Below are 21,062 nucleotides of genomic sequence, written 5' to 3'. Positions count from 1 at the left end.
ATCCAAAGGGTCTGTATAATGGCCCGCTCAACGGGTTCGGCCAAGCCATCTCTATGCTGCGTATCTATTTCCGTCATTTCTCCAAGGCCGTGCTCTGGTTCATGGCTGGCAGCGTATTGCTGGTGCTGATCTTTCGCGTGGTGCCGCCACCGGGGACGGCGCTGATGGTCGAGCGCAAGATCGAATCCTGGTTCGATGGCGAACCCATTGACCTGCAACGGTCCTGGAAACCCTGGGACGAGATCTCGGACGACCTGAAAGTCGCGGTGATTGCCGGGGAAGATCAGAAATTCCCGGAGCACTGGGGCTTCGATATCGGCGCGATTCAGGCGGCATTTGCCCATAACGAGCGCGGCGGCTCGATCCGTGGCGCCAGCACCCTGAGCCAACAGGTCTCGAAAAACCTGTTCCTGTGGTCCGGCCGCAGCTGGCTGCGCAAAGGCCTGGAGGCCTGGTTTACCGCGCTGATTGAGGTGCTCTGGCCCAAGGAGCGGATTCTTGAGGTGTACCTCAACAGCGTCGAGTGGGATGACGGCGTGTTTGGCGCCGAAGCGGCGGCCCGGCATCATTTTGGTGTGAGCGCCAAGAACCTCAGTCGCCAGCAATCGAGCCTGTTGGCCGCCGTACTACCCAACCCGCGGGTCTGGAGCGCCAGCCATCCGACTTCCTACGTTTCGCGTCGGGCGGGGTGGATTCGGCAACAGATGAGTCAGTTGGGCGGGGACAGCTATCTGGTCGAGCTTAACGAATCGCGCAGGGCGCCTTGGTCGCAATAGCCAACCTCGTTTTTGAAGAACACCAAAAAACACTGTGGGAGCGAGCCTGCTCGCGATGACGGCCTGACAGTCAACTCAGATGTTGAATATTCGGGCCTCATCGCGAGCAGGCTCGCTCCCACAGGATGCCTGCTCGCCAGTTATGCGGCGATCGACAACTTGAGCTTGTTCATCGCGCTCTTCTCGAGCTGGCGAATACGCTCTGCCGACACGTTGTACTTCTGCGCCAGGTCGTGCAGCGTGGCTTTTTCTTCCGCCAGCCAGCGCTGGTAGAGGATGTCACGACTGCGATCGTCCAGCACTTCCAGCGCTTCGTGCAGGTTGTGGTTGGAGTTGTCGCTCCAGTCGGCGTCTTCCAGTTGACGGGCCGGGTCGTACCGATGGTCTTCCAGATAGTTGGCCGGCGACTGGAAAGCACTGTCGTCGTCCGCTTCGGCAGCCGGGTCGAAGGCCATGTCATGGCCGGTCAGGCGGCTTTCCATCTCGCGCACTTCCCGCGGCTCCACACCCAGGCTTTCCGCCACACGGTGGACTTCCTCGTTGTTCAGCCAGGCCAGGCGTTTCTTCTGGCTGCGCAGGTTGAAGAACAACTTGCGCTGGGCCTTGGTGGTCGCGACTTTCACAATGCGCCAGTTGCGCAGGATGAACTCGTGGATTTCCGCCTTGATCCAGTGCACGGCAAAGGACACCAGGCGCACGCCCATTTCCGGGTTGAAACGTTTCACGGCCTTCATCAAGCCGACGTTGCCTTCCTGGATCAGGTCAGCCTGGGCCAGGCCGTAGCCGGAATAGCTACGGGCGATATGTACGACAAAACGCAGGTGGGCGAGCACCATCTGCCGAGCCGCCCCCAGATCCTGCTCATAATAGAGACTCTCGGCCAGTTCACGCTCCTGCTCCGGCGACAGCAATGGAATGCTGTTGACGGTGTGCACATAGGCCTCCAGGTTCGCACCCGGGACCAGCGCATATGCAGGTTGCAAAGAATTGGTCATACGAAAAAACCTCCGACTTACAAACTCGTGCAGTTCAGCACTGCGAAAATTGACCGGAAACCGAAAGACAAGTTCCCTAAAACCCAAAAACGCTGAAAGGTCAATACGAGCAAAATGATACTACTTAGGCGCAAGCTCCCTCAGGTGGCGTGCGACTGCAATCCATGCACCGATATACCCCAACAGCACCGCGCCAAGCAAGAGAGACAGACCGTCGGCAACTGGCACTCCGGCCAGCGCAAAATCACTGCCGTACAAACCGGCCAGCCCTACCACCGCGTCGTTCAGCCAATCAAGACCAAACGCAAGCACGCCCCAGGACAGAATCCCCGCACCGAAGCCATAAAGCGCACCCATATATAGAAAGGGCCTGCGCACATAGCTGTCAGTGCCGCCGACCAGTTTAATCACTTCTATCTCTGTGCGGCGGTTTTCAATATGAAGACGAATGGTATTGCCTATCACCAAAAGTAATGCAGAAACCAGAAGCACGGTCAGACCGAAGACAAAGCGGTCACCCAGCTTGAGAATGGCTGCCAGACGCTCGACCCAGACTAGATCAAGTTGCGCCTGCTGTACCTTGGGCAGCTCGGATAGTTTTTGTCTTAATGCTTCAAGAGCTGGCTTGTCGACTTCGGTCGGCGTCACCAGGACCACGCCCGGCAGCGGGTTCTCCGGCAATTCCTTGAGCGCCTCGCCCAGACCGGACTGTTGCTGGAACTCCTCCAGCGCCTGCTCGCGACCAACATATTCGGCATCGGCGACGCCAGGCATGCCCTTGATCTGATCGCGCAGCGATTCACCTTCGGCCGGCTTGGCCTCAAGATCCAGATACAGGGAAATCTGCGCCGCACGCTGCCAGGAACCGCCCAATCGCTCGACATTACTTAGCAAAAGTGACAGGCCCATGGGCAAACTCAGGGCCACCGCCATCACCATGCAGGTGAAAAAACTGCCGATGGGCTGCTTGCCCAGGCGGCGCAGGCTGTCGATCATGCTGGCGCGATGGCTTTCGATCCAGGCGCGGAACAACGTGGCAAAGTCCGGCCCGTCGTCATCGTCGTGCTTTTTCTTTTGCGGCTGCGGATCGGCGGCCTTCGGGGCCACGCGCTCGGAAACCTTGGGACTACGTGTTGCACTCATACGGTCGCCTCCCCGTCACCGATCAATCGACCGCGTTGCAATGTCAGCATGCGATGGCGCATGCGGGCGATCAGGGCCAGGTCGTGACTGGCGATCAGCACGCTGGTACCCAGGCGATTGATGTCTTCGAACACCCCCATGATCTCGGCGGCCAGACGCGGGTCGAGGTTACCGGTGGGTTCATCCGCCAGCAGCAAGGCCGGGCGATGGACGATGGCGCGGGCGATGCCGACACGCTGTTGCTGACCGGTGGAAAGGTCGCCCGGGTACAGATCGGCTTTATCCGACAGCGCCACACGCTCCAGTGCCGAGTCCACGCGCTTGGCGATCTCGGCCTTGGACAACCCCAGGATCTGCAGAGGCAACGCGACGTTGTTGAACACCGTGCGATCGAACAGCAACTGGTGATTCTGGAACACCACACCGATCTGCCGACGCAGGAAAGGAATCTGTGCGTTGCTGATGGTGCTCAGGTCTTGCCCGGCGAGCAGCAACTTGCCGCTGGTGGGGCGCTCCATGGCCAGCAGCAGCCGCAACAGGGTACTTTTGCCGGCGCCGGAATGGCCGGTGACAAACAGAAACTCGCCACGACGGACTCGAAAGCTCAGCTCATGCAAGCCGACGTGACCGTTCGGGTAGCGCTTACCGACCTGCTCGAAACGAATCATGAACGCTCCCGCTCGGCAAACAATGCCTGGACAAAGGGTTCTGCTTCAAAGGTACGTAAATCGTCGATGCCTTCGCCTACGCCGATATAGCGGATCGGCAGGCCAAATTGCTTGGCCAGGGCGAAAATCACCCCGCCTTTCGCGGTGCCGTCGAGCTTGGTCAGCGCCAGGCCCGTCAGCTCGACGGTCTGATTGAATTGCTTGGCCTGGTTGATGGCGTTCTGGCCGGTGCCGGCGTCCAGCACCAACAGCACTTCGTGAGGAGCCTCGACGTCGAGCTTGCCGATCACGCGGCGAACCTTTTTCAGCTCTTCCATCAGGTTGTCTTTGGTGTGCAGGCGACCGGCGGTGTCGGCGATCAGCACGTCGATGCCACGGGCCTTGGCGGCCTGCACGGCATCGAAGATCACCGACGCCGAGTCGGCGCCTGTGTGCTGCGCGATCACCGGAATCTTGTTGCGCTCGCCCCAGACCTGCAACTGCTCCACCGCCGCCGCGCGGAAGGTGTCGCCGGCGGCGAGCATGACTTTCTTGCCCTCCAGCTGCAGCTTCTTCGCCAGCTTGCCGATGGTGGTGGTCTTGCCGGCGCCGTTGACGCCGACCACCAGAATCACGAACGGCTTGTTCTGCGACGTGATTTTCAGCGGCTGCTCGACAGGCTTGAGCATGGCGGCCAATTCGGCCTGCAGGGATTTGTACAGGGCATCGGAGTCGGCCAGCTCTTTGCGCGCGACCTTCTGCGTCAAACGCTGAATGATCACCGAAGTGGCTTCGACACCAACGTCGGCGGTCAGTAGACGGGTTTCGAGGTCTTCAAGCAGTTCGTCATCGATGGCCTTCCTGCCCAGGAACAGGCTGGCCATGCCTTCGCCGATACTGGCGCTGGTCTTGGACAGGCCCTGCTTGAGGCGGGCGAAGAAACCGGCTTTGGTTTCCTCGGTGCGTACCGGCTCGACCGGAGTTTCGACGGGAGCAGGCACGGAAGCAGGTGCAGCAACAATCGGGGCTACCGGCGCTACAACGGGCGGGACCACTGGTTCGGTAACAACCGGTGCAGGCTCAGCCACAACGACTGGCGCCACCACCGGCTCGACCACTGGCGCATGAACAGGGGCCGGAATCGGCGGGGTCACGTGAGGGGCCAGGTCATTCTCGACCAATGCCACCGGTTCTTCCGCCACCGGCAGGGTCAGCCATGGCGCGGCAGCGGTGGCCCGCGGCTGGTCGATGGTTTCGCTGACCGGCTCGGCAATCGGCAAGACCACCGGCGCGGGCGGTTCTTCTATTACCGGAGCCGCGACAGGTGCCGGCTCAGGAATGGCTTGTGGCTGTTCGACGACGGGTTCCTGCGGCTTTTTGCGCAGCCATCCGAACAGGCTTTTTTTCTCGCCAGCCGCAGCTGGGGTCTTCTTGTCGTCGTTGGAACCAAACATGGGGGACGGCTATCTCACGGTAGCGACGCGCCAATGGCGCCCCGGCAAATAAATATTCGATGCAGAACAGACTGCGATTGACCCAGCTTGTTCACGCGCAACATTTTGTCGAGGAGCCAACGGCGCCTCAAAGGTCGACTAATACGAAGGACTGGAACGGCATCGTCGGCGAAAACGCAGAGTTTAGCTGACAAACTCAAAGTTTCCGCCGGTAACCCAGGCAACCCGCAGGCCAGTCAAAGGCCTGATAGGCGTGGCCGCCAGTAAAACGGATCAGTATCCTAGCACCCTCTCGCCCGCTGACGCTAAGAACAAGCGGGCAGCCCCAAAGGTTTGAAAACGAATGAATGCTCTTGCCCGCCGCGCCGCAGGCCTGCTGCTCAGCATGGTTTGCCTGCCCCTTTACGTTCTTGCCGCCGACCCGCAACCCACCCATGAATTCACCCTCGACAATGGTCTGAAGGTTATCGTGCGTGAAGACCACCGTGCACCCGTGGTGGTTTCCCAGGTCTGGTACAAGGTCGGCTCCAGCTACGAGACGCCGGGCAATACCGGTCTGTCCCACGCCCTGGAACACATGATGTTCAAGGGCAGCGAGAAGGTAGGCCCCGGCGAAGCCTCGCTGATCCTGCGCGATCTTGGCGCTGAAGAGAATGCATTCACCAGCGACGACTTCACCGCCTATTACCAGGTGCTGGCCAGGGATCGCCTGGGCGTAGCCTTCGAACTGGAAGCCGACCGCATGGCCAGCTTGCGCCTGCCACCCGATGAGTTCGCCAGGGAAATCGAAGTCATCAAGGAAGAACGTCGCCTGCGCACCGACGACAAGCCGATGTCCAAGGCCTACGAGCGTTTCAAGGCCATGGCCTACCCGGCCAGCGGCTACCACACGCCGACCATCGGCTGGATGGCCGACCTTGAGCGGATGAAAGTCGAAGAGCTGCGTCACTGGTACCAGACCTGGTACGTGCCCAACAACGCCACGCTGGTGGTGGTTGGCGATGTCACCCCGGACGAAGTCAAAACCCTGGCCCAACGCTATTTCGGCCCGATCGCCAGGCGTGATGTACCAGCCGCGAAAAAACCGCTGGAACTGGCCGAGCCGGGCGAGCGTCAGATCACCCTGCATGTGCAGACCCAATTGCCCAGCCTGATGCTGGCCTTCAACGTGCCGAGCATTGCCACCGCCGACGACAAGCGTCTGGTCAATGCCCTGCGGCTGATCTCGGCGCTGCTCGACGGTGGCTACAGCGGACGCATCCCGACACAACTGGAGCGTGGAGAAGAACTGGTGTCCGGCGGCTCATCGAGTTACGACGCCTACACCCGAGGCGACAGTCTTTTCACCCTGTCGGCATCGCCAAACTCGCAGAAACACAAGACCATCGCCCAGGCGCAAGCCGGCTTGTGGAAGCTGCTCGACCAGTTGAAAACCACGGCACCTACCGCCGAGGAACTGCAACGGGTGCGCGCGCAAGTCATCGCCGGCCTGGTCTTCGAGCGCGACTCGATCACCAGCCAGGCCACTGCCATCGGCCAACTGGAAACCGTCGGCCTGTCATGGAAACTGATGGACACAGAACTGGCCGACCTGGAAAGCGTTACCCCCGAAGACATCCAGAAAGCCGCCAGGCTGTATTTCACCCGCGAACGTCTCAGCGTCGCCCATGTACTGCCCCTGGAGACGACTCATGAGTGAGCGTAAACCCTCCCGCCTGGCCCTGGTCGGCCTGGTCGCCGTTACCGTTATCGGTGGCGCCGCGTTCTATTTGTCGCGTTCTGGCGAAACCAATGCCAGTGAAGCCCTGGACAAGGCCCGGGCCAGCCAGAAGCTGCAATCGCTGGCCGAGCTCAACGGCAAGGCCCCGAACCACCGCAAGCTGGACGTGCAAACCTGGAACACCGCCGAAGGCACCAAGGTGCTGTTTGTCGAAGCCCATGAACTGCCGATGTTCGACATGCGCCTGATCTTCGCCGCCGGCAGCAGCCAGGACGGCACTGCACCGGGCCTGGCGCTGCTGACCAACGCCATGCTCAACGAAGGTGTGGCCGGCAAGGACGTCGGTGCCATTGCCCAGGGCTTCGAAGGCCTGGGCGCCGATTTCGGCAACGGTGCCTACAAGGACATGGCAATCGCTTCGCTGCGCAGCCTCAGTGCCAGGGACCAGCGCGAGCCGGCCCTGAAACTTTTTGCCGAAGTCGTCGGCAAGCCGACGTTCCCTGCCGACTCGCTGGCCCGCATCAAGAACCAGATGCTCGCCGGTTTCGAATACCAGAAACAGAACCCCGGCAAACTGGCGAGCCTGGAACTGATGAACCGCTTGTATGGCGATCATCCGTACGCGCATTCCAGCGATGGCACGGCGAAAAGCGTACCGGCGATCACCGCGGCACAACTGCGTACGTTCCACGAGAAAGCCTACGCGGCCGGCAACGCGGTGATCGCACTGGTCGGGGATCTGTCCCGCGCAGAAGCAGAAGCCATTGCCGCGCAGGTTTCCAGCGCCCTGCCCAAAGGCCCGGCCCTGCCGAAGATCGCGCAACCCGTCGAACCCAAGGCCAGCGTCGGCCATATCGAGTTCCCGTCCAAGCAGACCACCCTGATGCTCACGCAACTGGGTATAGACCGCGATGACCCGGACTACGCGGCATTGTCCATGGGAAACCAGATTCTCGGTGGCGGCGGCTTCGGCACCCGGTTGATGAGCGAAGTCCGCGAGAAACGCGGCCTGACTTACGGCGTATATTCGGGTTTCACTCCGATGCAGGTGCGCGGCCCATTCATGATCAACCTGCAAACTCGCGCCGAGATGAGCGAAGGCACCCTGAAACTGGTGCAGGATGTACTGGCCGACTACCTTAAAACCGGCCCGACCGAAAAAGAACTCGACGATGCCAAGCGCGAACTGGCCGGCAGCTTCCCGCTGTCCACCGCAAGCAACGCCGATATTGTCGGCCAACTGGGCGCCATCGGTTTCTATAACCTGCCGTTGAGTCACCTGGAGGACTTCATGCAGCAGTCCGGGGACTTGACCGTCGAGCAGGTCAAAGCTGCCATGAACAAACACCTGAGCGCGGATAAAATGGTCATCGTCAGCGCTGGCCCGACCGTGCCGCAAAAGCCGTTACCGGCCCCAACCGATAAACCTTCCGAGCAACCGCTCGGGGTTCCGGAGCATTAATGGCTACTCATTCGAAAAAACCTGTCCGCAACGTCCATAACGGCGTGAACCAGCTGCGCATCATCGGCGGCGAATGGCGCAGCCGGAAGCTGAGCTTTCCTGACGCCCCGGGTCTGCGCCCGACGCCGGACCGCGTGCGTGAAACCCTGTTCAACTGGCTCGCACCTTACGTGCCGGGCGCCAAGGTGCTCGACCCATTCACTGGCAGCGGTGCGCTATTCCTCGAAGCCCTGTCCCGTGGCGCGGCCATGGGCCAGGCGCTGGATGCCAGCAGCCTTGCGGTATCCAGCCTGAAGGAGCACCTGGGTACGCTGCGTTGCACCAACGGTCATGTCCAGACCGCCGACGCCCTGCGCTACCTGGAAACCCAGACAGCGACAGCCTACGACCTGGTGTTCCTCGACCCACCGTTCAACCAGAATCTGCTGCCCACCGTTTGCACACTGCTCGAAGAGCGTCAGTGGCTGGCCGAAGATGCCTGGGTGTATACAGAAAGCGAAAGCGCACCCTCGACCCTTGGCCTGCCGCAGAACTGGCGCCTGCACCGGGAGCAAAAATCCGGGCGCGTGTATTACTCGTTGTGGCAACGTATGGCAGAGATCGCCGGTTAATCGACCGGCCTGAAAAAGGTGCGTACCCGCTACGCACCGCTGCATCGAGAATCATCGTGCCCCATCCACCAGAACACTTCACCCCCGCCCTGGGCCTCGGCAACCCGCACTTGCAAACCTTGTGGGGACCGTTGTGGCGCAAGACCACGCACCTCGAGCGCGAGCGTGAACGCCTTTGGCTCGAAGATGGCGACTTCCTCGATCTCGACTGGCACGGTCCGCACAGCGCCGACGCGCCTTTGGTGCTGGTGCTGCACGGGCTCACCGGCTCCTCGAATTCACCTTATGTCGCCGGAATGCAAAAGGCCCTGGGCGAGCGCGGCTGGGCCAGCGTCGCACTTAACTGGCGCGGCTGCTCAGGCGAACCCAACCTGTTGCCCCGCAGCTACCATTCCGGCGCCAGCGAAGACCTCGCCGAAACCATCAGGCACCTGCGGGCCAAACGCCCTCTCGCACCGCTGTATGCCGTCGGCTACTCGCTGGGCGGCAATGTGCTGCTCAAGCATTTGGGCGAAACCGGCAGCGACAGCGACTTGACGGGAGCCGTGGCGGTGTCGGTACCCTTTCGCCTGGACCAGTGCGCCGACCGCATCGGCCAGGGGTTTTCCAGGGTTTACCAGGCGCACTTCATGCGCGAGATGGTCGCCTACATCAAGAACAAACAGCGACAGTTCCTGCACGATGGACGCGAGGATGGCCTGACAGCCCTGGCGGCTCTCGGATCACTGGAAAACATGCGTACGTTCTGGGATTTCGACGGACGCGTCACCGCACCGCTGCACGGTTTCGCCGATGCCGAGGATTACTATCGCCGAGCTTCCAGTCGCTATTTCCTTGGCGAAATTCGTACGCCGACCTTGATGATTCAGGCCGCCGACGACCCCTTCGTGTTTCCCCACAGCCTGCCGCACGTCGATGAGCTGTCCGCTTGCACGCAATTCGAATTGCAAGCCAAGGGTGGGCATGTCGGCTTCGTTGACGGCACGCTCAGGCAACCGGGTTACTACCTGGAGCGACGCATCCCCGAGTGGCTGGCCACCGCAGGGCGTGCCTGAGTCATGGACGCTGATCAAGGCGAGTCGATCCACTTCTGGCAAACCCCGCCACTGGCCGGGGTGGAGTTACTGTCCGCACGCTACATCGACCATCGTTTCGCCCCGCATGTGCATGACGGCTATGTGATCGGCATGATCATGGCCGGCGCCCAGCGTTATCGCTATCGCGGCGCCGAACACCTGGCAGGCAGCGGAACCCTGGTGCTGATCAACCCCGATGAGCTGCACACCGGCCACAAAGGCACCGAGGATGGCTGGCTATACCGGGCGTTTTATCCCGACAGCGGACAGATCACCTCGCTGCTGGCTGAACTCGAACTGCCGACCCACCACTTGCCGGCCTTCGGTGCCACGCTGTACCGCGATCAGGATCTGGTGAACGGCTTCTGCCAACTCCACCGCTTGCTGGAAAGCCCGGCCACCGCATTGCAGCAACAAACGGTCTGGCGCGAACTGGTGTTGTCGCTGTTGCAGCGTCATGCGGCGGTGCCCGATGCCGATAAACCCGGCAAGGAGCACCGGGCCGTGAGCCTGGCCAAGGAATTGCTGCACGCGCAACTGGCGGCACCGCCCTCACTGGAGGAGCTGGCGGCCGCGGTCAACCTCTCGCCCTTCCATTTCGCCCGGGTGTTCCGCCGGGCCACGGGCATGCCGCCGCACACCTGGTTGATGCAACAGCGCATCGCCCGGGCGCGGGCGTTGCTGCAAAGCGGTTGTCTGCCGCTGGAGGTCGCAATGCAGCTGGGATTTGCCGACCAGAGCCACCTCAGTCGGCAGTTCAAGCAGGTGTATGGGGTTGGGCCGGGGGCGTATCGCAGTGCCCGGCAGTTTCCCGGACCTTGATGAAGAGGGTGTTCAATGTGGGAGCGAGCCTGCTCGCGAATGCGGTGGTTCAGCCACCCTCTTGTTTGACTGTCACACCGCCTTCGCGAGCAGGCTCGCTCCCACAGGGTTTCGTGGTGATTATTCGCCCGTGGCGACGCCCCGCGCAGGTTCGTTGATCCATTCGCTCCACGAACCGGCATACAACGAACCCAACGGATAACCGGCCAGACACAACGCAAACAGGTTGTGGCACGCCGTCACGCCGGAACCGCAGTACGCCACCAGATCGTTCGGCGAACGATCGCCCAGTTTCGCGGCAAAACGCTGCTTGAGCTGATCGGCCGGCAGAAAACGACCGCCACCACCCAGGTTGTCGGTAAACGCCGCACATTGGGCGCCGGGAATGTGTCCGGCGACTGGGTCGATCGGCTCCACTTCACCCTTGAAACGCGGCAGTGCGCGGGCGTCGAGCAGGGTCAGTTCTGGCCGGGACAGGCGCTTTTGCAATTGCTCGGCGCTGATCAACAACGCCGTGTCAGGACTTCCGGTGAAGGCGCCACGGGTGATCGCCGGCGCATCCAGGCTCAGCGGCAAACCGTCCGCATGCCAGGCCTTGAGACCGCCATCGAGGATGAATACACCGTCGCGCTTGCCCAGCCAGGCCAGCAACCACCAGGCCCGCGCGGCAAAGGCACCCGGGCCGTCGTCATACAGCACCACTTCGCTATCGGCGTTGATGCCCCAGGCTTGCAAGCGCTCGATCAGTCGCCCCGGCTCGGGTAACGGATGGCGCCCGGTCACGCCCTTGACCACGGCGCCACTCAGGTCACGCTCGAGGTCGGCATAACTCGAACCGGCAATGTGCCCTTCGGCATAGCTGCGCTGACCGTAATCCGGGTCTTCGAGGGCAAAACGACAATCCAGAATCACCAGCCCCGGCTGGTCCTTTTTCAGGTCCAGCGCTTGCGGGCTGATCAGTTGCGCAATCGGCATAACGGGCTCCCGTGATTAAGTCGGTCTTGATCCTACTGTACTTCTTCCAGTGCCTGGGCCATGGGCACGTAAAACTCTTCGAACAAGGCATTGACCGCATCGCGGGACTGATCCGTGACGAACCCGGTTTCCAGCACCAGAACCTGATAAACCCCGCGTTTAATGGCCTGTTCGCTCAAGTGGCTGGAATTCTCCCGGGTGGTGCACAGGAAGCGCACCCAGGACGTGAGGATGATCCAGGCATTGAGGGTCAGGGATTCGATCTGCACCTTGTCCATCTTCAAAATGCCGGCGGCGACAAAGCCTTCGTAGATCGCCGCCCCCTGGATCAGACACCGCTGGGAAAAGCGTCGATAGCGATCGGCCAGGTCCGGATCGCTGTCGAGCAAGTGTTCGAGATCGCGATGCAAAAACCGATAGCGCCACATCGCCGACAGCAGCTCCTTGAGGTAGTAGCGCTTGTCTTCCACCGTGGCGGCACGGCCCTGGGGCGGGCGCAGGAAGCTGTCCACCAGGCTTTCGTACTCGCTGAACAACACGGCGATGATCGCCTGCTTGTTAGGGAAGTGGTAGTACAGGTTGCCCGGGGAAATTTCCATATGGGCAGCAATGTGGTTGGTGCTGATACTGCGCTCGCCCTGTTGATTGAACAGCTCCAGGCTGTTCTGCACGATGCGCTCGTTGGTTTTGATCCGTGGGGCCATGGCTTGAGCTTTAATTCAGAGTGCGTTGACGGGCATCTTAGATCTATCCGCGAGCGGATAAAACAAGGCCGTTCCAGGATGTCATTTGACTTTCTAGAGCATAGACTCTAAAAAGTGCTTCATTACAATAAATCCGGAGCCGACCATGACTGCTGAAATTTCCTACCTGCAGAACCTACAGCGGCCGCTGGAAGAGCTTCAGGCGCTGTTCGACGCCCAGCGTGCCGCGTACACCGCCAACCCGATGCCACCCGCCGCACAGCGTCAGCAATGGCTCAAGGCGCTGAAGGATTTATTGAACAATGAACGCCAGGCCCTGATCGATGCGATCAGTCAGGACTTCAGCCATCGCAGCGCCGATGAAACCCTGCTCGCCGAACTGATGCCCAGCCTGCACGGCATCCATTACGCCAGCAAACACCTCGCGGGCTGGATGCGAGCCTCGCGTCGCAAGGTTGGCGCCGCTTTCCAGCCCGCCTCTGCCAAAGTCGTTTACCAACCGCTGGGCGTCGTCGGGGTCATCGTGCCGTGGAACTACCCACTCTACCTGGCCATCGGCCCGCTGGTCGGTGCGCTGTCGGCGGGCAATCGAGTGATGCTCAAGCTCAGTGAATCGACACCCGCAACCGGCCTGCTGATGAAGCAACTGCTGGCGCGCATCTTCCCCGAAGACCTGGTTTGCGTGGTTCTGGGCGAGGCTGATATGGGCGTGGCCTTCTCGCGACTGCCGTTCGATCACCTGCTGTTCACCGGCGCCACCAGCATCGGCAAACACGTCATGCGCGCCGCCGCGGAGAATTTGACGCCGGTGACCCTGGAACTGGGCGGCAAGTCCCCGGCCATCGTTTCCCGGGATGTACCGCTCAAGGACGCCGCCGAGCGCATTGCCTTCGGCAAGACCCTGAACGCCGGCCAGACCTGCGTGGCCCCGGACTATGTGCTGGTGCCGGAGGATCGCGTCGGTGGTTTCGTCGAAGCCTATCGCACGGCCGTCCGCGGATTCTATCCGACACTCGCCGACAACCCGGACTACACCGCGATCATCAATGAGCGCCAACTGGCGCGCCTCAACGGCTACGTCAGCGACGCCACCAGCAAGGGTGCGCTGTTGATGCCGCTGTTCGACCAGGGTCAGGGCCGCCGCATGAGCCACAGCCTGCTGCTCAATGTCACTGACGACATGACAGTGATGCAGGACGAGATCTTCGGGCCATTGCTGCCGATCGTGCCGTACAAGGATCTGGACCAGGCATTCGCCTACATCAACCAGCGCCCGCGCCCACTGGCGCTGTACTACTTCGGCTATGACAAGCGCGAACAACAGCGCGTGCTGCACGAGACCCATTCCGGTGGCGTATGCCTGAATGACACCCTCCTGCACGTCGCCCAGGACGACATGCCGTTCGGCGGTATCGGTGCCTCGGGCATGGGCCATTACCATGGCCATGAAGGCTTCCTGACCTTCAGCAAGGCCAAGGGCGTGCTGATTAAACAGCGGTTCAACGCGGCGAAACTGATCTACCCGCCGTACGGCAAATCCATCCAGAAGCTGATCCAGAAGCTGTTCATCCGCTAACGATCATCACCGTCGGGTAATAACAATAATGATCCCCAGCCTGTCCGATTCACCCGCGCTGTCACGGCGCGGGCTGCTTAAATTCAGCCTCGGCGCCACCGCCTTCCTTGCCACCGCCGGATTGGGCGCCAGCCTCAGCGGCTGTTCACCGAGTACGCCGTCCAGTGGTTTCGTCACCCTGCGCAGCGGCGATCTGCTGTTTTTACGGGCGTTGATTCCGGTCATGCTCGAAGGTGCGGCGCCCTCCGAACGGATGCCCGAAGCGGTCGAAGGCACACTTGAAAGCCTGGACTACAGCCTCGCCCACCTGTCGCCGGAAATGCTCAAGCTGACCCGGCAACTGTTCGATGTGCTGGGCATGACCGTGACTCGCGGACCGTTGACCGGAATCTGGGGCAGCTGGGAAAACGCCAGTGCCGACGATATTCGACATTTTCTCGATCGATGGGAAAACAGCTCGTTGAGCCTGCTGCGCATGGGTCACAGTTCATTGCTGCAACTGGTGATGATGGCCTGGTACAGCCGCAAGGAATCGTGGGCGCATTGCGGGTATCCCGGGCCGCCAACAGTCTGAAATCGAGTCGCCCCTATCGCGAGCAGGCTCGCTCCCACACTTGACCCTATACCTCAATAATAAAAAGAGAACCCGAAGATGCCCGTACCTGATCCATTTCGCGAAGGCATGGCCCGAGGCTGGAAAACCTGGAACGGCTCGCAACTGACCCGGGACCTGACGCTCGAAGCGGACGTGGCGATCATCGGCAGCGGTGCCGGTGGCGGCACCACCGCCGAAATCCTCAGCGCGGCCGGCTATAAGGTGCTGCTGATCGAGGAAGGCCCGCTCAAGACCAGCAGCGACTTCAAGATGCTCGAAGACCAGGCCTACACCAGCCTTTATCAGGAAGGCATCGGCCGCATGAGCAAGGACGGCGCGATCACCATCCTCCAGGGCCGGGCGGTCGGCGGCACCACGCTGATCAACTGGACCTCCAGCTTCCGCACCCCGGAGCCGACCCTGGAACACTGGGCCAAAGAGCACAACGTCAAGGGTCACAGCCCGGCGGAAATGGCGCCCTGGTTCGAGAAAATGGAACAGCGCCTGGGTGTCGCACCGTGGATGGTGCCGCCCAACGCCAACAATGACGTGATCCGCAAGGGCTGCGAAGCTCTGGATTACTCATGGCACGTCATCCCGCGCAACGTACGCGGCTGCTGGAACCTCGGCTACTGCGGCATGGGCTGCCCGACCAACGCCAAGCAATCGATGATGGTCACCACCATTCCGGCGACTCTGGAAAAAGGCGGCGAACTGCTTTACCTGGCTCGCGCCGAAAAACTTACCATCAGCGGCGACAAGGTCATCGGCCTGCACTGTTCGGCGATGGATGAACGCTGCGTCGCACCGACCGGGCGCTCCATCACGGTCAAGGCGAGACATTTCGTACTGGCCGGAGGCGGGATCAACAGCCCGGCGTTGCTGATGCGCTCGGGGGCACCCGACCCACACAAGCGCCTTGGAAAGCGTACGTTCCTGCACCCGGTGAACATGTCCGCCGCGTTGTTCGACGAAGTGGTCAACCCCTTCTACGGCGCACCGCAATCGATCTATTCCGACCATTTCCAATGGCAGGACGGCACCACGGGCAAGATGTCCTTCAAACTGGAAGTCCCGCCCCTGCACCCGGCGCTGGCCACGACATTGCTGGGTGGTTTCGGCGAGGAAAACTCACAGCACATGGCCAATCTTGCGCATACCCACGCCATGCTGGCTTTGCTGCGCGATGGTTTTCACCCGGACAGCCCCGGTGGCAGCGTCGAATTGCGCAGCGATGACACGCCCGTGCTGGATTACCAGCTGTCACCGTACGCCTGGGATGGATTGCGCCGGGCATTCCATACCATGGCCGAGATCCAGTTTGCCGGTGGCGCCAAGGCTGTCATGCCGATGCACGCCGACGCCCGCTACGTGAAAACCCTCGCCGAAGCGCGCACACTGATCGACAGCCTGAGCCTGGAGCTGTATCGCACACGCCTGGGCAGTGCCCATGTGATGGGCGGTTGCGCCATGGGTGAAGACCCGACGAACGCGGTAACCGACAGCCTCGGCCGACATCATCAACTGGGCAATCTGTCGATCCACGACGGTTCGCTGTTCCCCACCAGCATTGGCGCCAACCCACAGTTGTCGGTCTACGGACTGACGGCACAACTGGCGACATCCCTGGCCGAACGTTTAAAAAACCCATGAAAATGGCGATTATTCCCATCGTCTATAGTGCTTTCTTACCCCACAGGCGACTTGGCCGACCGGGAAGGCTGCGATACCATCCGACTCCCCAACGGATTCCCGCCAGGACGACGCGATGAACCGAGTGTTGTACCCAGGTACCTTCGACCCTATTACCAAGGGCCATGGCGATCTGGTCGAACGCGCCTCGCGCCTGTTCGATCACGTGATCATCGCCGTCGCCGCAAGCCCCAAGAAAAACCCGCTGTTTCCTCTGGAACAACGGGTAGAACTGGCGCGCGAGGTCACTAAACATCTGCCGAACGTTGAAGTCGTCGGCTTCTCGACACTGCTGGCGCACTTCGCCAAAGAGCAGAATGCCAACGTATTCCTGCGTGGTTTGCGCGCGGTGTCGGACTTCGAATACGAATTCCAGCTGGCCAACATGAACCGCCAACTGGCGCCGGACGTGGAAAGCCTGTTCCTGACCCCGTCCGAGCGTTACTCGTTCATTTCCTCGACGCTGGTCCGTGAAATCGCGGCCCTGGGCGGCGACATCACCAAGTTCGTGCACCCTGCGGTGGCGGACGCACTGAAAGAACGCTTCAAGAAGTAAACACCGCTCAAGCGGCGCCCGCGTGCAACGCAGGCGCCAATGCGGCACAATTGTGCGCATTGGTTTATTGCGCCCGGGCTTGCCGCCCCGGCTGGAGTTAGCATGTCCCTGATCATCACCGACGATTGCATCAACTGCGACGTCTGCGAACCCGAGTGCCCGAACGCCGCCATTTCCCAAGGCGAAGAGATCTACGTGATCGACCCGAACCTGTGCACCCAGTGCGTCGGCCACTACGACGAACCGCAGTGCCAGCAGGTCTGCCCGGTGGATTGCATTCCACTGGACGAAGCCCATCCGGAGACTCAAGAGGAGTTGATGGAGAAGTACCGGAAAATTACCGGCAAGGCCTGAGGCTTCTGGCGCCTGTCAGGCCGCCATCGCGAGCAGGCTCGCTCCCACACTGGATCTGCGTCGTACACAAACCCCCTGTGGGAGCGAGCCTGCTCGCGAAGGCGTCATCAGCCTAACTGAATTTCAGCTCTGGCAGCGCGGGCAAAAAACGCTGGCGCGCTGCCCGAGTTTCACTTCCCGCAGCCCCGTGCCACAGACTTTGCAGTGTTCACCGCCACGGCCATACACGAACAGTTCCTGCTGGAAGTAGCCAGGCTGACCGTCACCACCGATAAAGTCCCGCAGCGTGGTACCGCCGCGCTCGATGGCAGCCGCCAGGATGCGTTTGATCTCGATGGCCAGCTTCAAGTAACGCGCCCGGGAAATGCTCCCGGCTTCGCGGCGCGGGTCGATCCCGGCGGCGAACAACGCTTCAGTCGCGTAGATGTTGCCCACGCCCACCACCACCGCGTTATCCATGATGAACGGCTTGACCGCCATCGAGCGACCACGGGACTGCTGGAACAGACGCTCGCCGTCGAACAGATCGGTCAGCGGCTCCGGCCCCAGATGGATGAGCAACTCGTGATTGAGCGGATCGAGACTCCAGAGCATTGCACCAAAGCGCCGCGGGTCGGTGTAGCGCAGCGCCAGGCCCGATTCCAGCTCGATGTCCACATGCTCATGCTTGGCCGCCGGCAGCCCGGCTTCCACCAGGCGCAAATTGCCTGACATGCCCAAGTGGCTGATCAAGGTGCCGACTTCGGCATTGATCAGCAGGTACTTGGCCCGCCGCTCCACCAGTACGATGCGCTGCCCGGACAAGCGCACATCGAGGTCTTCGGGAACAGGCCAACGCAAGCGACGATCGCGCACGATCACCCGGCTGACACGCTGGCCTTCCAGGTACGGCGCGATGCCGCGACGGGTGGTTTCGACTTCTGGCAATTCAGGCATGGTGCTCTCTAGAAAGAAGAAAGCCCGGTACTCAGCGATGAGTACCGAGGTCGCGAATCGTCTGCTTGAGGTTCTCGAAGTCGTAGTCCGAGAGGCCGACATAATCGAGCACCAGCGGTGCGACGCTGTTCCACTCGTGATCTTCGGTCTGGTTGCCCAGCACCCGGTACGACGCGCAAATGTGCTCGGCCATCTTCAGGATCGCCAGCAGGTTCTTCAACGAACTGTTGCGCGAAGACTCATCGCTGAATATCGCCAATGCATTGTGGTGATTGGCGATCGCCGCGCTCACGTGCTCCGGCAGGCGCCAGGACTTGGCCGTGTAATACCCGACCACCGAGTGATTGGTATTGAACACCTGATTCTCGGTGTCTACCACCCGGCATTCGGCACTGGCGTTGGCATAGGCCTGCTCCAGAACACCCATGTAGTCGGGGAAACGCTGGAGCATCAAGGGCACGCCGCAGTCGTGGAACAGACCCAGGGCATACGCTTCGTCGCCATTTTCAATGCCGATGCGCTTGGCCAGGGTCAGGCAGGTCATGGCCACATCCTGAGCGGTGTCCCAGAAACGGTTCAGGGTGACGATGGTGTCGTCGTTCATCTCGCCCTTGATCGACTGTGCGTTGATCAGGTTGATGACCGAGCGGCTGCCCAGCAGATTTACCGCGCGCTGAATCGAGGCAATCTTGTTGCTCAGCCCGTAATACGGCGAATTGACGATCTTGAGCAGCGAACCGGAAAGCCCCGGGTCCTGGGAAATCAGCTTGGCGATGACTTCCAGATCCGGGTCGGGCATGTACTGCTCCATCTGCAAATCCACCATGATTTGCGGCTGGGCCGGTACGCTGATGCCCTGCAGGGCTTGTTGGATCTGTTCGGAGGTCAGCTCTTGGGACATTTGTGCACACTCTGGGTCAGACGGCGATTCTAACCTTTATAAAGTTGGATCCGACATACCAAATAGCAAGACAACCCTCGCCACATGTCCACTTGCAGGCCAACCCGGGGGCTCAACACGCTATACTCCCGCTCTTTTTTCCGGAGCGACGACATGTCCCTGCCTAGCCTGCGCCTCAAAGCCAACGCCGACCGTCGTCTGCGCAACGGTCACTTGTGGGTCTACAGCAACGAAATCGATGTAGCCGCTACGCCTTTGCACGGTTTCAAGGCCGGCGACCAGGCGATCCTTGAAGCCGCCGGCGGGAAGCCGCTGGGCATTGTCGCCATGAGCCCGAACAACCTGATCTGCGCCCGCGTGCTATCGCGCGACATCAAGTTGCCGCTGGACAAGTCGCTGCTGGTGCATCGCCTGAACGTGGCCCTGTCCATTCGCGAACGCTTGTTCGACAAGCCGTTCTATCGCCTGGTCTACGGCGATTCCGACCTGCTGCCGGGCCTGGTGGTCGACCGTTTCGGCGACATCCTGGTGGTCCAGATCGCTTCGGCAACCATGGAAGCCCACAAGGACGACGTGATCGCGGCGCTGACCCAGGTGCTCAAGCCGAGCGGCATCCTGTTCAAGAACGACTCCGCTGCCCGTGACGCCGAAGGCCTCACCCGCTACGTCGAAACCGTATTCGGCCTGGTGCCGGAGTGGGTCGCTCTCGAAGAGAACGGCGTGAAATTCGAAGCACCGGTCATCCAGGGCCAGAAAACCGGCTGGTTCTACGACCACCGCATGAACCGCGCCCGCCTGGCCCCTTACGCCAAAGGCAAACGCGTACTGGACCTGTACAGCTACATCGGCGGCTGGGGCGTGCAGGCTGCCGCGTTCGGCGCCAGCGAAGTGTTCTGCGTCGACGCATCCGGCTTCGCCCTCGACGGCGTCGAGCGCAACGCGGCCCTGAACGGTTTTGCCGACAAAATGACCTGCATCGAAGGCGACGTCTTCGAAGCCCTCAAAGAACTCAAAGCCAGCGAAGAACGTTTCGACGTGATCGTGGCCGACCCGCCAGCCTTCATCAAACGCAAGAAAGACATGAAGAACGGCGAAGGCGCCTACCGCCGCCTGAACGAACAAGCCATGCGTCTGCTCACCAAGGACGGCATCCTGGTCAGCGCCTCCTGCTCGATGCACCTGCCGGAAGACGACCTGCAGAACATCCTGCTGACCAGCGCCCGCCACCTGGACCGCAACATCCAGATGCTCGAACGTGGTGGACAAGGGCCGGATCACCCGGTGCATCCGGCAATTGCGGAAACCCGCTACATCAAGAGCATTACCTGCCGGTTGCTGCCAAACAGCTAAAGCCTGCCCTCTGTAGGAGCGAGCACGCTCGCGATGGTCGCCAACGATAACGCTGGCGGCCTGATACCCCGCGTTGTTCTCGGGTTCATCGCGAGCGTGCTCGCTCCTACAGGGGCGGTGGGGGTACACATTCTGATGCGCTTTTGCCGCGCTGGCTCTGTTCGAGGCGTCTAACGTTTTCTCTTCCAATCACAGAAGAGGACAACGGAATGTCCAGCACGTCACAGGGTCATCGGTTACGCACCGGCCGGCATTCGGAACATGGCCGAATTTATCTGCTTACCGCTGTCACTCATCAACGAGAACCGGTCTTCAAGGATTGGCGTGTGGGTCGCCTTCTCGTGCATGAGCTCAGAAAGGCTCAGGAAACGGGCAAAGCCACATCCATCGCCTGGGTGGTCATGCCGGACCACTTTCATTGGTTGGTTGAGTTGCATAACGGTGATTTGCCGAAACTGATGCAGGCCACCAAAGCGCGAAGTGCTCGGGCAATCAATCTGACGCGGGGGCAGCCGGACAGGCTGTGGCAGAAAGGCTATTTCGACAGGGCGCTGCGCTGGGAGGAAGATCTGAAAACCGCCGCTCGATACGTCATCGCCAACCCGTTGCGTGCAGGGCTCGTCGACCGTATCGGCGACTACCCGTTGTGGGATGCCATCTGGATCTGACACCCGCCCCTCCTGTGTAGGAGCGAGCAAGCTCGCGATGGACGACAGG

General features: G+C 61.1%; 21 protein-coding genes. 13 read left to right on the top strand and 8 right to left on the bottom strand.

Annotated elements, in window-relative coordinates; genetic code table 11:
• The first annotated feature begins 53 nt into the window (after nt 1–53).
• On the top strand, nt 54–776 hold the full coding sequence (gene mtgA / locus CAG47_RS05195) for a monofunctional biosynthetic peptidoglycan transglycosylase (RefSeq protein WP_085723857.1): 723 nt from the start codon (nt 54–56) through the stop codon (nt 774–776).
• A 140-nt stretch (nt 777–916) separates the two neighbouring features.
• On the opposite strand, the gene rpoH is transcribed toward mtgA, so the two are convergent.
• The 4 genes from rpoH to ftsY form a co-directional block, all read right to left on the bottom strand.
• Nucleotides 917–1,771 (bottom strand): RNA polymerase sigma factor RpoH, encoded by an 855-nt coding sequence (gene rpoH, locus CAG47_RS05190; protein ID WP_007975386.1) that lies wholly within the window; start codon nt 1,769–1,771, stop codon nt 917–919.
• 120 nt (nt 1,772–1,891) lie between these two features.
• Nucleotides 1,892–2,914, bottom strand: coding sequence for a permease-like cell division protein FtsX (gene ftsX, locus CAG47_RS05185; protein ID WP_085723856.1), 1,023 nt, complete (start codon nt 2,912–2,914; stop codon nt 1,892–1,894).
• The gene (gene ftsE, locus CAG47_RS05180; RefSeq protein WP_085723855.1) at nt 2,911–3,582 is read right to left on the bottom strand and encodes a cell division ATP-binding protein FtsE; all 672 of its coding nucleotides are present in this window, start codon (nt 3,580–3,582) and stop codon (nt 2,911–2,913) included. Before ftsE ends, ftsX begins: the two co-directional genes overlap by 4 nt.
• Nucleotides 3,579–5,015 carry a signal recognition particle-docking protein FtsY gene (ftsY, locus tag CAG47_RS05175; RefSeq protein WP_085723854.1) on the bottom strand — a complete coding sequence of 479 codons (1,437 nt, stop codon included), beginning with the start codon at nt 5,013–5,015 and terminating at the stop codon, nt 3,579–3,581. The genes ftsE and ftsY overlap by 4 nt, the downstream gene beginning before the upstream one ends.
• 343 nt (nt 5,016–5,358) lie before the next feature.
• Here ftsY and CAG47_RS05165 point away from each other — a divergent pair, with 343 nt between their 5' ends.
• The 5 genes from CAG47_RS05165 to CAG47_RS05145 are packed head-to-tail and all read left to right on the top strand — an operon-like array spanning nt 5,359 to nt 10,706.
• A complete protein-coding gene (locus CAG47_RS05165) occupies nt 5,359–6,714 on the top strand; it encodes a pitrilysin family protein (protein ID WP_085723853.1) in 1,356 nt (451 codons plus the stop codon).
• Nucleotides 6,707–8,197 carry a pitrilysin family protein gene (locus tag CAG47_RS05160; RefSeq protein ID WP_085723852.1) on the top strand — a complete coding sequence of 497 codons (1,491 nt, stop codon included), beginning with the start codon at nt 6,707–6,709 and terminating at the stop codon, nt 8,195–8,197. The genes CAG47_RS05165 and CAG47_RS05160 overlap by 8 nt, the downstream gene beginning before the upstream one ends.
• Entirely contained in the window at nt 8,197–8,808 is a 612-nt protein-coding gene (gene rsmD / locus CAG47_RS05155; RefSeq protein WP_085723851.1) for a 16S rRNA (guanine(966)-N(2))-methyltransferase RsmD, read from the top strand. Before CAG47_RS05160 ends, rsmD begins: the two co-directional genes overlap by 1 nt.
• A gap of 56 nt (nt 8,809–8,864) precedes the next feature.
• On the top strand, nt 8,865–9,863 hold the full coding sequence (locus tag CAG47_RS05150; RefSeq protein ID WP_085723850.1) for a hydrolase: 999 nt from the start codon (nt 8,865–8,867) through the stop codon (nt 9,861–9,863).
• Between the two features lie 3 nt (nt 9,864–9,866).
• A complete protein-coding gene (locus CAG47_RS05145) occupies nt 9,867–10,706 on the top strand; it encodes an AraC family transcriptional regulator (protein WP_085723849.1) in 840 nt (279 codons plus the stop codon).
• A gap of 120 nt (nt 10,707–10,826) precedes the next feature.
• On the opposite strand, the gene CAG47_RS05140 is transcribed toward CAG47_RS05145, so the two are convergent.
• Complete coding sequence (locus CAG47_RS05140) at nt 10,827–11,681, bottom strand: sulfurtransferase (protein ID WP_085723848.1); 855 nt, start codon at nt 11,679–11,681, stop codon at nt 10,827–10,829.
• A 32-nt stretch (nt 11,682–11,713) separates the two neighbouring features.
• Entirely contained in the window at nt 11,714–12,385 is a 672-nt protein-coding gene (locus tag CAG47_RS05135; RefSeq protein ID WP_085723847.1) for a TetR/AcrR family transcriptional regulator, read from the bottom strand.
• A 145-nt stretch (nt 12,386–12,530) separates the two neighbouring features.
• On the opposite strand from CAG47_RS05135, the gene CAG47_RS05130 reads away from it, so the two are divergent.
• The 5 genes from CAG47_RS05130 (at nt 12,531) to CAG47_RS05110 (ending at nt 17,158) form a co-directional block, all read left to right on the top strand.
• Complete coding sequence (locus tag CAG47_RS05130) at nt 12,531–13,961, top strand: coniferyl aldehyde dehydrogenase (RefSeq protein ID WP_085723846.1); 1,431 nt, start codon at nt 12,531–12,533, stop codon at nt 13,959–13,961.
• A gap of 28 nt (nt 13,962–13,989) precedes the next feature.
• Nucleotides 13,990–14,535, top strand: a complete 546-nt coding sequence (locus CAG47_RS05125) for a twin-arginine translocation pathway signal protein (RefSeq protein ID WP_085723845.1) — start codon at nt 13,990–13,992, stop codon at nt 14,533–14,535.
• 78 nt (nt 14,536–14,613) lie between these two features.
• Nucleotides 14,614–16,209, top strand: a complete 1,596-nt coding sequence (locus tag CAG47_RS05120; protein ID WP_085723844.1) for a GMC family oxidoreductase — start codon at nt 14,614–14,616, stop codon at nt 16,207–16,209.
• Nucleotides 16,210–16,324: 115 nt separating this feature from the next.
• Nucleotides 16,325–16,804: a pantetheine-phosphate adenylyltransferase gene (coaD, locus tag CAG47_RS05115; protein ID WP_085723843.1), complete on the top strand. Its 480-nt coding sequence runs from the start codon at nt 16,325–16,327 to the stop codon at nt 16,802–16,804.
• Between the two features lie 102 nt (nt 16,805–16,906).
• Nucleotides 16,907–17,158 (top strand): YfhL family 4Fe-4S dicluster ferredoxin, encoded by a 252-nt coding sequence (locus tag CAG47_RS05110; RefSeq protein WP_085723842.1) that lies wholly within the window; start codon nt 16,907–16,909, stop codon nt 17,156–17,158.
• Nucleotides 17,159–17,281: 123 nt separating this feature from the next.
• Here the strand turns inward: CAG47_RS05110 and mutM are convergent, their stop codons facing one another.
• Nucleotides 17,282–18,094, bottom strand: coding sequence for a bifunctional DNA-formamidopyrimidine glycosylase/DNA-(apurinic or apyrimidinic site) lyase (gene mutM, locus CAG47_RS05105; RefSeq protein ID WP_085723841.1), 813 nt, complete (start codon nt 18,092–18,094; stop codon nt 17,282–17,284).
• A 31-nt stretch (nt 18,095–18,125) separates the two neighbouring features.
• On the bottom strand, nt 18,126–18,995 hold the full coding sequence (locus CAG47_RS05100; RefSeq protein ID WP_085723840.1) for an HDOD domain-containing protein: 870 nt from the start codon (nt 18,993–18,995) through the stop codon (nt 18,126–18,128).
• Nucleotides 18,996–19,148: 153 nt separating this feature from the next.
• Between CAG47_RS05100 and CAG47_RS05095 the strand changes: the two genes are divergently transcribed.
• A complete protein-coding gene (locus tag CAG47_RS05095; RefSeq protein WP_085723839.1) occupies nt 19,149–20,345 on the top strand; it encodes a class I SAM-dependent rRNA methyltransferase in 1,197 nt (398 codons plus the stop codon).
• 209 nt (nt 20,346–20,554) lie between these two features.
• Complete coding sequence (locus tag CAG47_RS05090; protein WP_085723838.1) at nt 20,555–21,013, top strand: transposase; 459 nt, start codon at nt 20,555–20,557, stop codon at nt 21,011–21,013.
• The last annotated feature ends 49 nt before the right edge of the window (nt 21,014–21,062 follow it).

This window comes from Pseudomonas sp. R37(2017) (assembly GCF_002113375.1).
Classification (GTDB): Bacteria; Pseudomonadota; Gammaproteobacteria; order Pseudomonadales; family Pseudomonadaceae; genus Aquipseudomonas.
The sequence above is the reverse complement of the archived record's forward strand: the minus strand, read 5'-3'. Positions and strand labels throughout refer to the sequence as shown.

Coding starts and splice junctions, on each gene's coding strand:
- mtgA (WP_085723857.1), top strand. CDS start 54: ATGCTGCGTATCTATTTCCGTCATTTCTCCAAGGCCGTGCTCTGGTTC.
- rpoH (WP_007975386.1), bottom strand. CDS start 1,771: ATGACCAATTCTTTGCAACCTGCATATGCGCTGGTCCCGGGTGCGAAC.
- ftsX (WP_085723856.1), bottom strand. CDS start 2,914: ATGAGTGCAACACGTAGTCCCAAGGTTTCCGAGCGCGTGGCCCCGAAG.
- ftsE (WP_085723855.1), bottom strand. CDS start 3,582: ATGATTCGTTTCGAGCAGGTCGGTAAGCGCTACCCGAACGGTCACGTC.
- ftsY (WP_085723854.1), bottom strand. CDS start 5,015: ATGTTTGGTTCCAACGACGACAAGAAGACCCCAGCTGCGGCTGGCGAG.
- CAG47_RS05165 (WP_085723853.1), top strand. CDS start 5,359: ATGAATGCTCTTGCCCGCCGCGCCGCAGGCCTGCTGCTCAGCATGGTT.
- CAG47_RS05160 (WP_085723852.1), top strand. CDS start 6,707: ATGAGTGAGCGTAAACCCTCCCGCCTGGCCCTGGTCGGCCTGGTCGCC.
- rsmD (WP_085723851.1), top strand. CDS start 8,197: ATGGCTACTCATTCGAAAAAACCTGTCCGCAACGTCCATAACGGCGTG.
- CAG47_RS05145 (WP_085723849.1), top strand. CDS start 9,867: ATGGACGCTGATCAAGGCGAGTCGATCCACTTCTGGCAAACCCCGCCA.
- CAG47_RS05140 (WP_085723848.1), bottom strand. CDS start 11,681: ATGCCGATTGCGCAACTGATCAGCCCGCAAGCGCTGGACCTGAAAAAG.
- CAG47_RS05135 (WP_085723847.1), bottom strand. CDS start 12,385: ATGGCCCCACGGATCAAAACCAACGAGCGCATCGTGCAGAACAGCCTG.
- CAG47_RS05130 (WP_085723846.1), top strand. CDS start 12,531: ATGACTGCTGAAATTTCCTACCTGCAGAACCTACAGCGGCCGCTGGAA.
- CAG47_RS05125 (WP_085723845.1), top strand. CDS start 13,990: ATGATCCCCAGCCTGTCCGATTCACCCGCGCTGTCACGGCGCGGGCTG.
- CAG47_RS05120 (WP_085723844.1), top strand. CDS start 14,614: ATGCCCGTACCTGATCCATTTCGCGAAGGCATGGCCCGAGGCTGGAAA.
- coaD (WP_085723843.1), top strand. CDS start 16,325: ATGAACCGAGTGTTGTACCCAGGTACCTTCGACCCTATTACCAAGGGC.
- CAG47_RS05110 (WP_085723842.1), top strand. CDS start 16,907: ATGTCCCTGATCATCACCGACGATTGCATCAACTGCGACGTCTGCGAA.
- mutM (WP_085723841.1), bottom strand. CDS start 18,094: ATGCCTGAATTGCCAGAAGTCGAAACCACCCGTCGCGGCATCGCGCCG.
- CAG47_RS05100 (WP_085723840.1), bottom strand. CDS start 18,995: ATGTCCCAAGAGCTGACCTCCGAACAGATCCAACAAGCCCTGCAGGGC.
- CAG47_RS05095 (WP_085723839.1), top strand. CDS start 19,149: ATGTCCCTGCCTAGCCTGCGCCTCAAAGCCAACGCCGACCGTCGTCTG.
- CAG47_RS05090 (WP_085723838.1), top strand. CDS start 20,555: ATGTCCAGCACGTCACAGGGTCATCGGTTACGCACCGGCCGGCATTCG.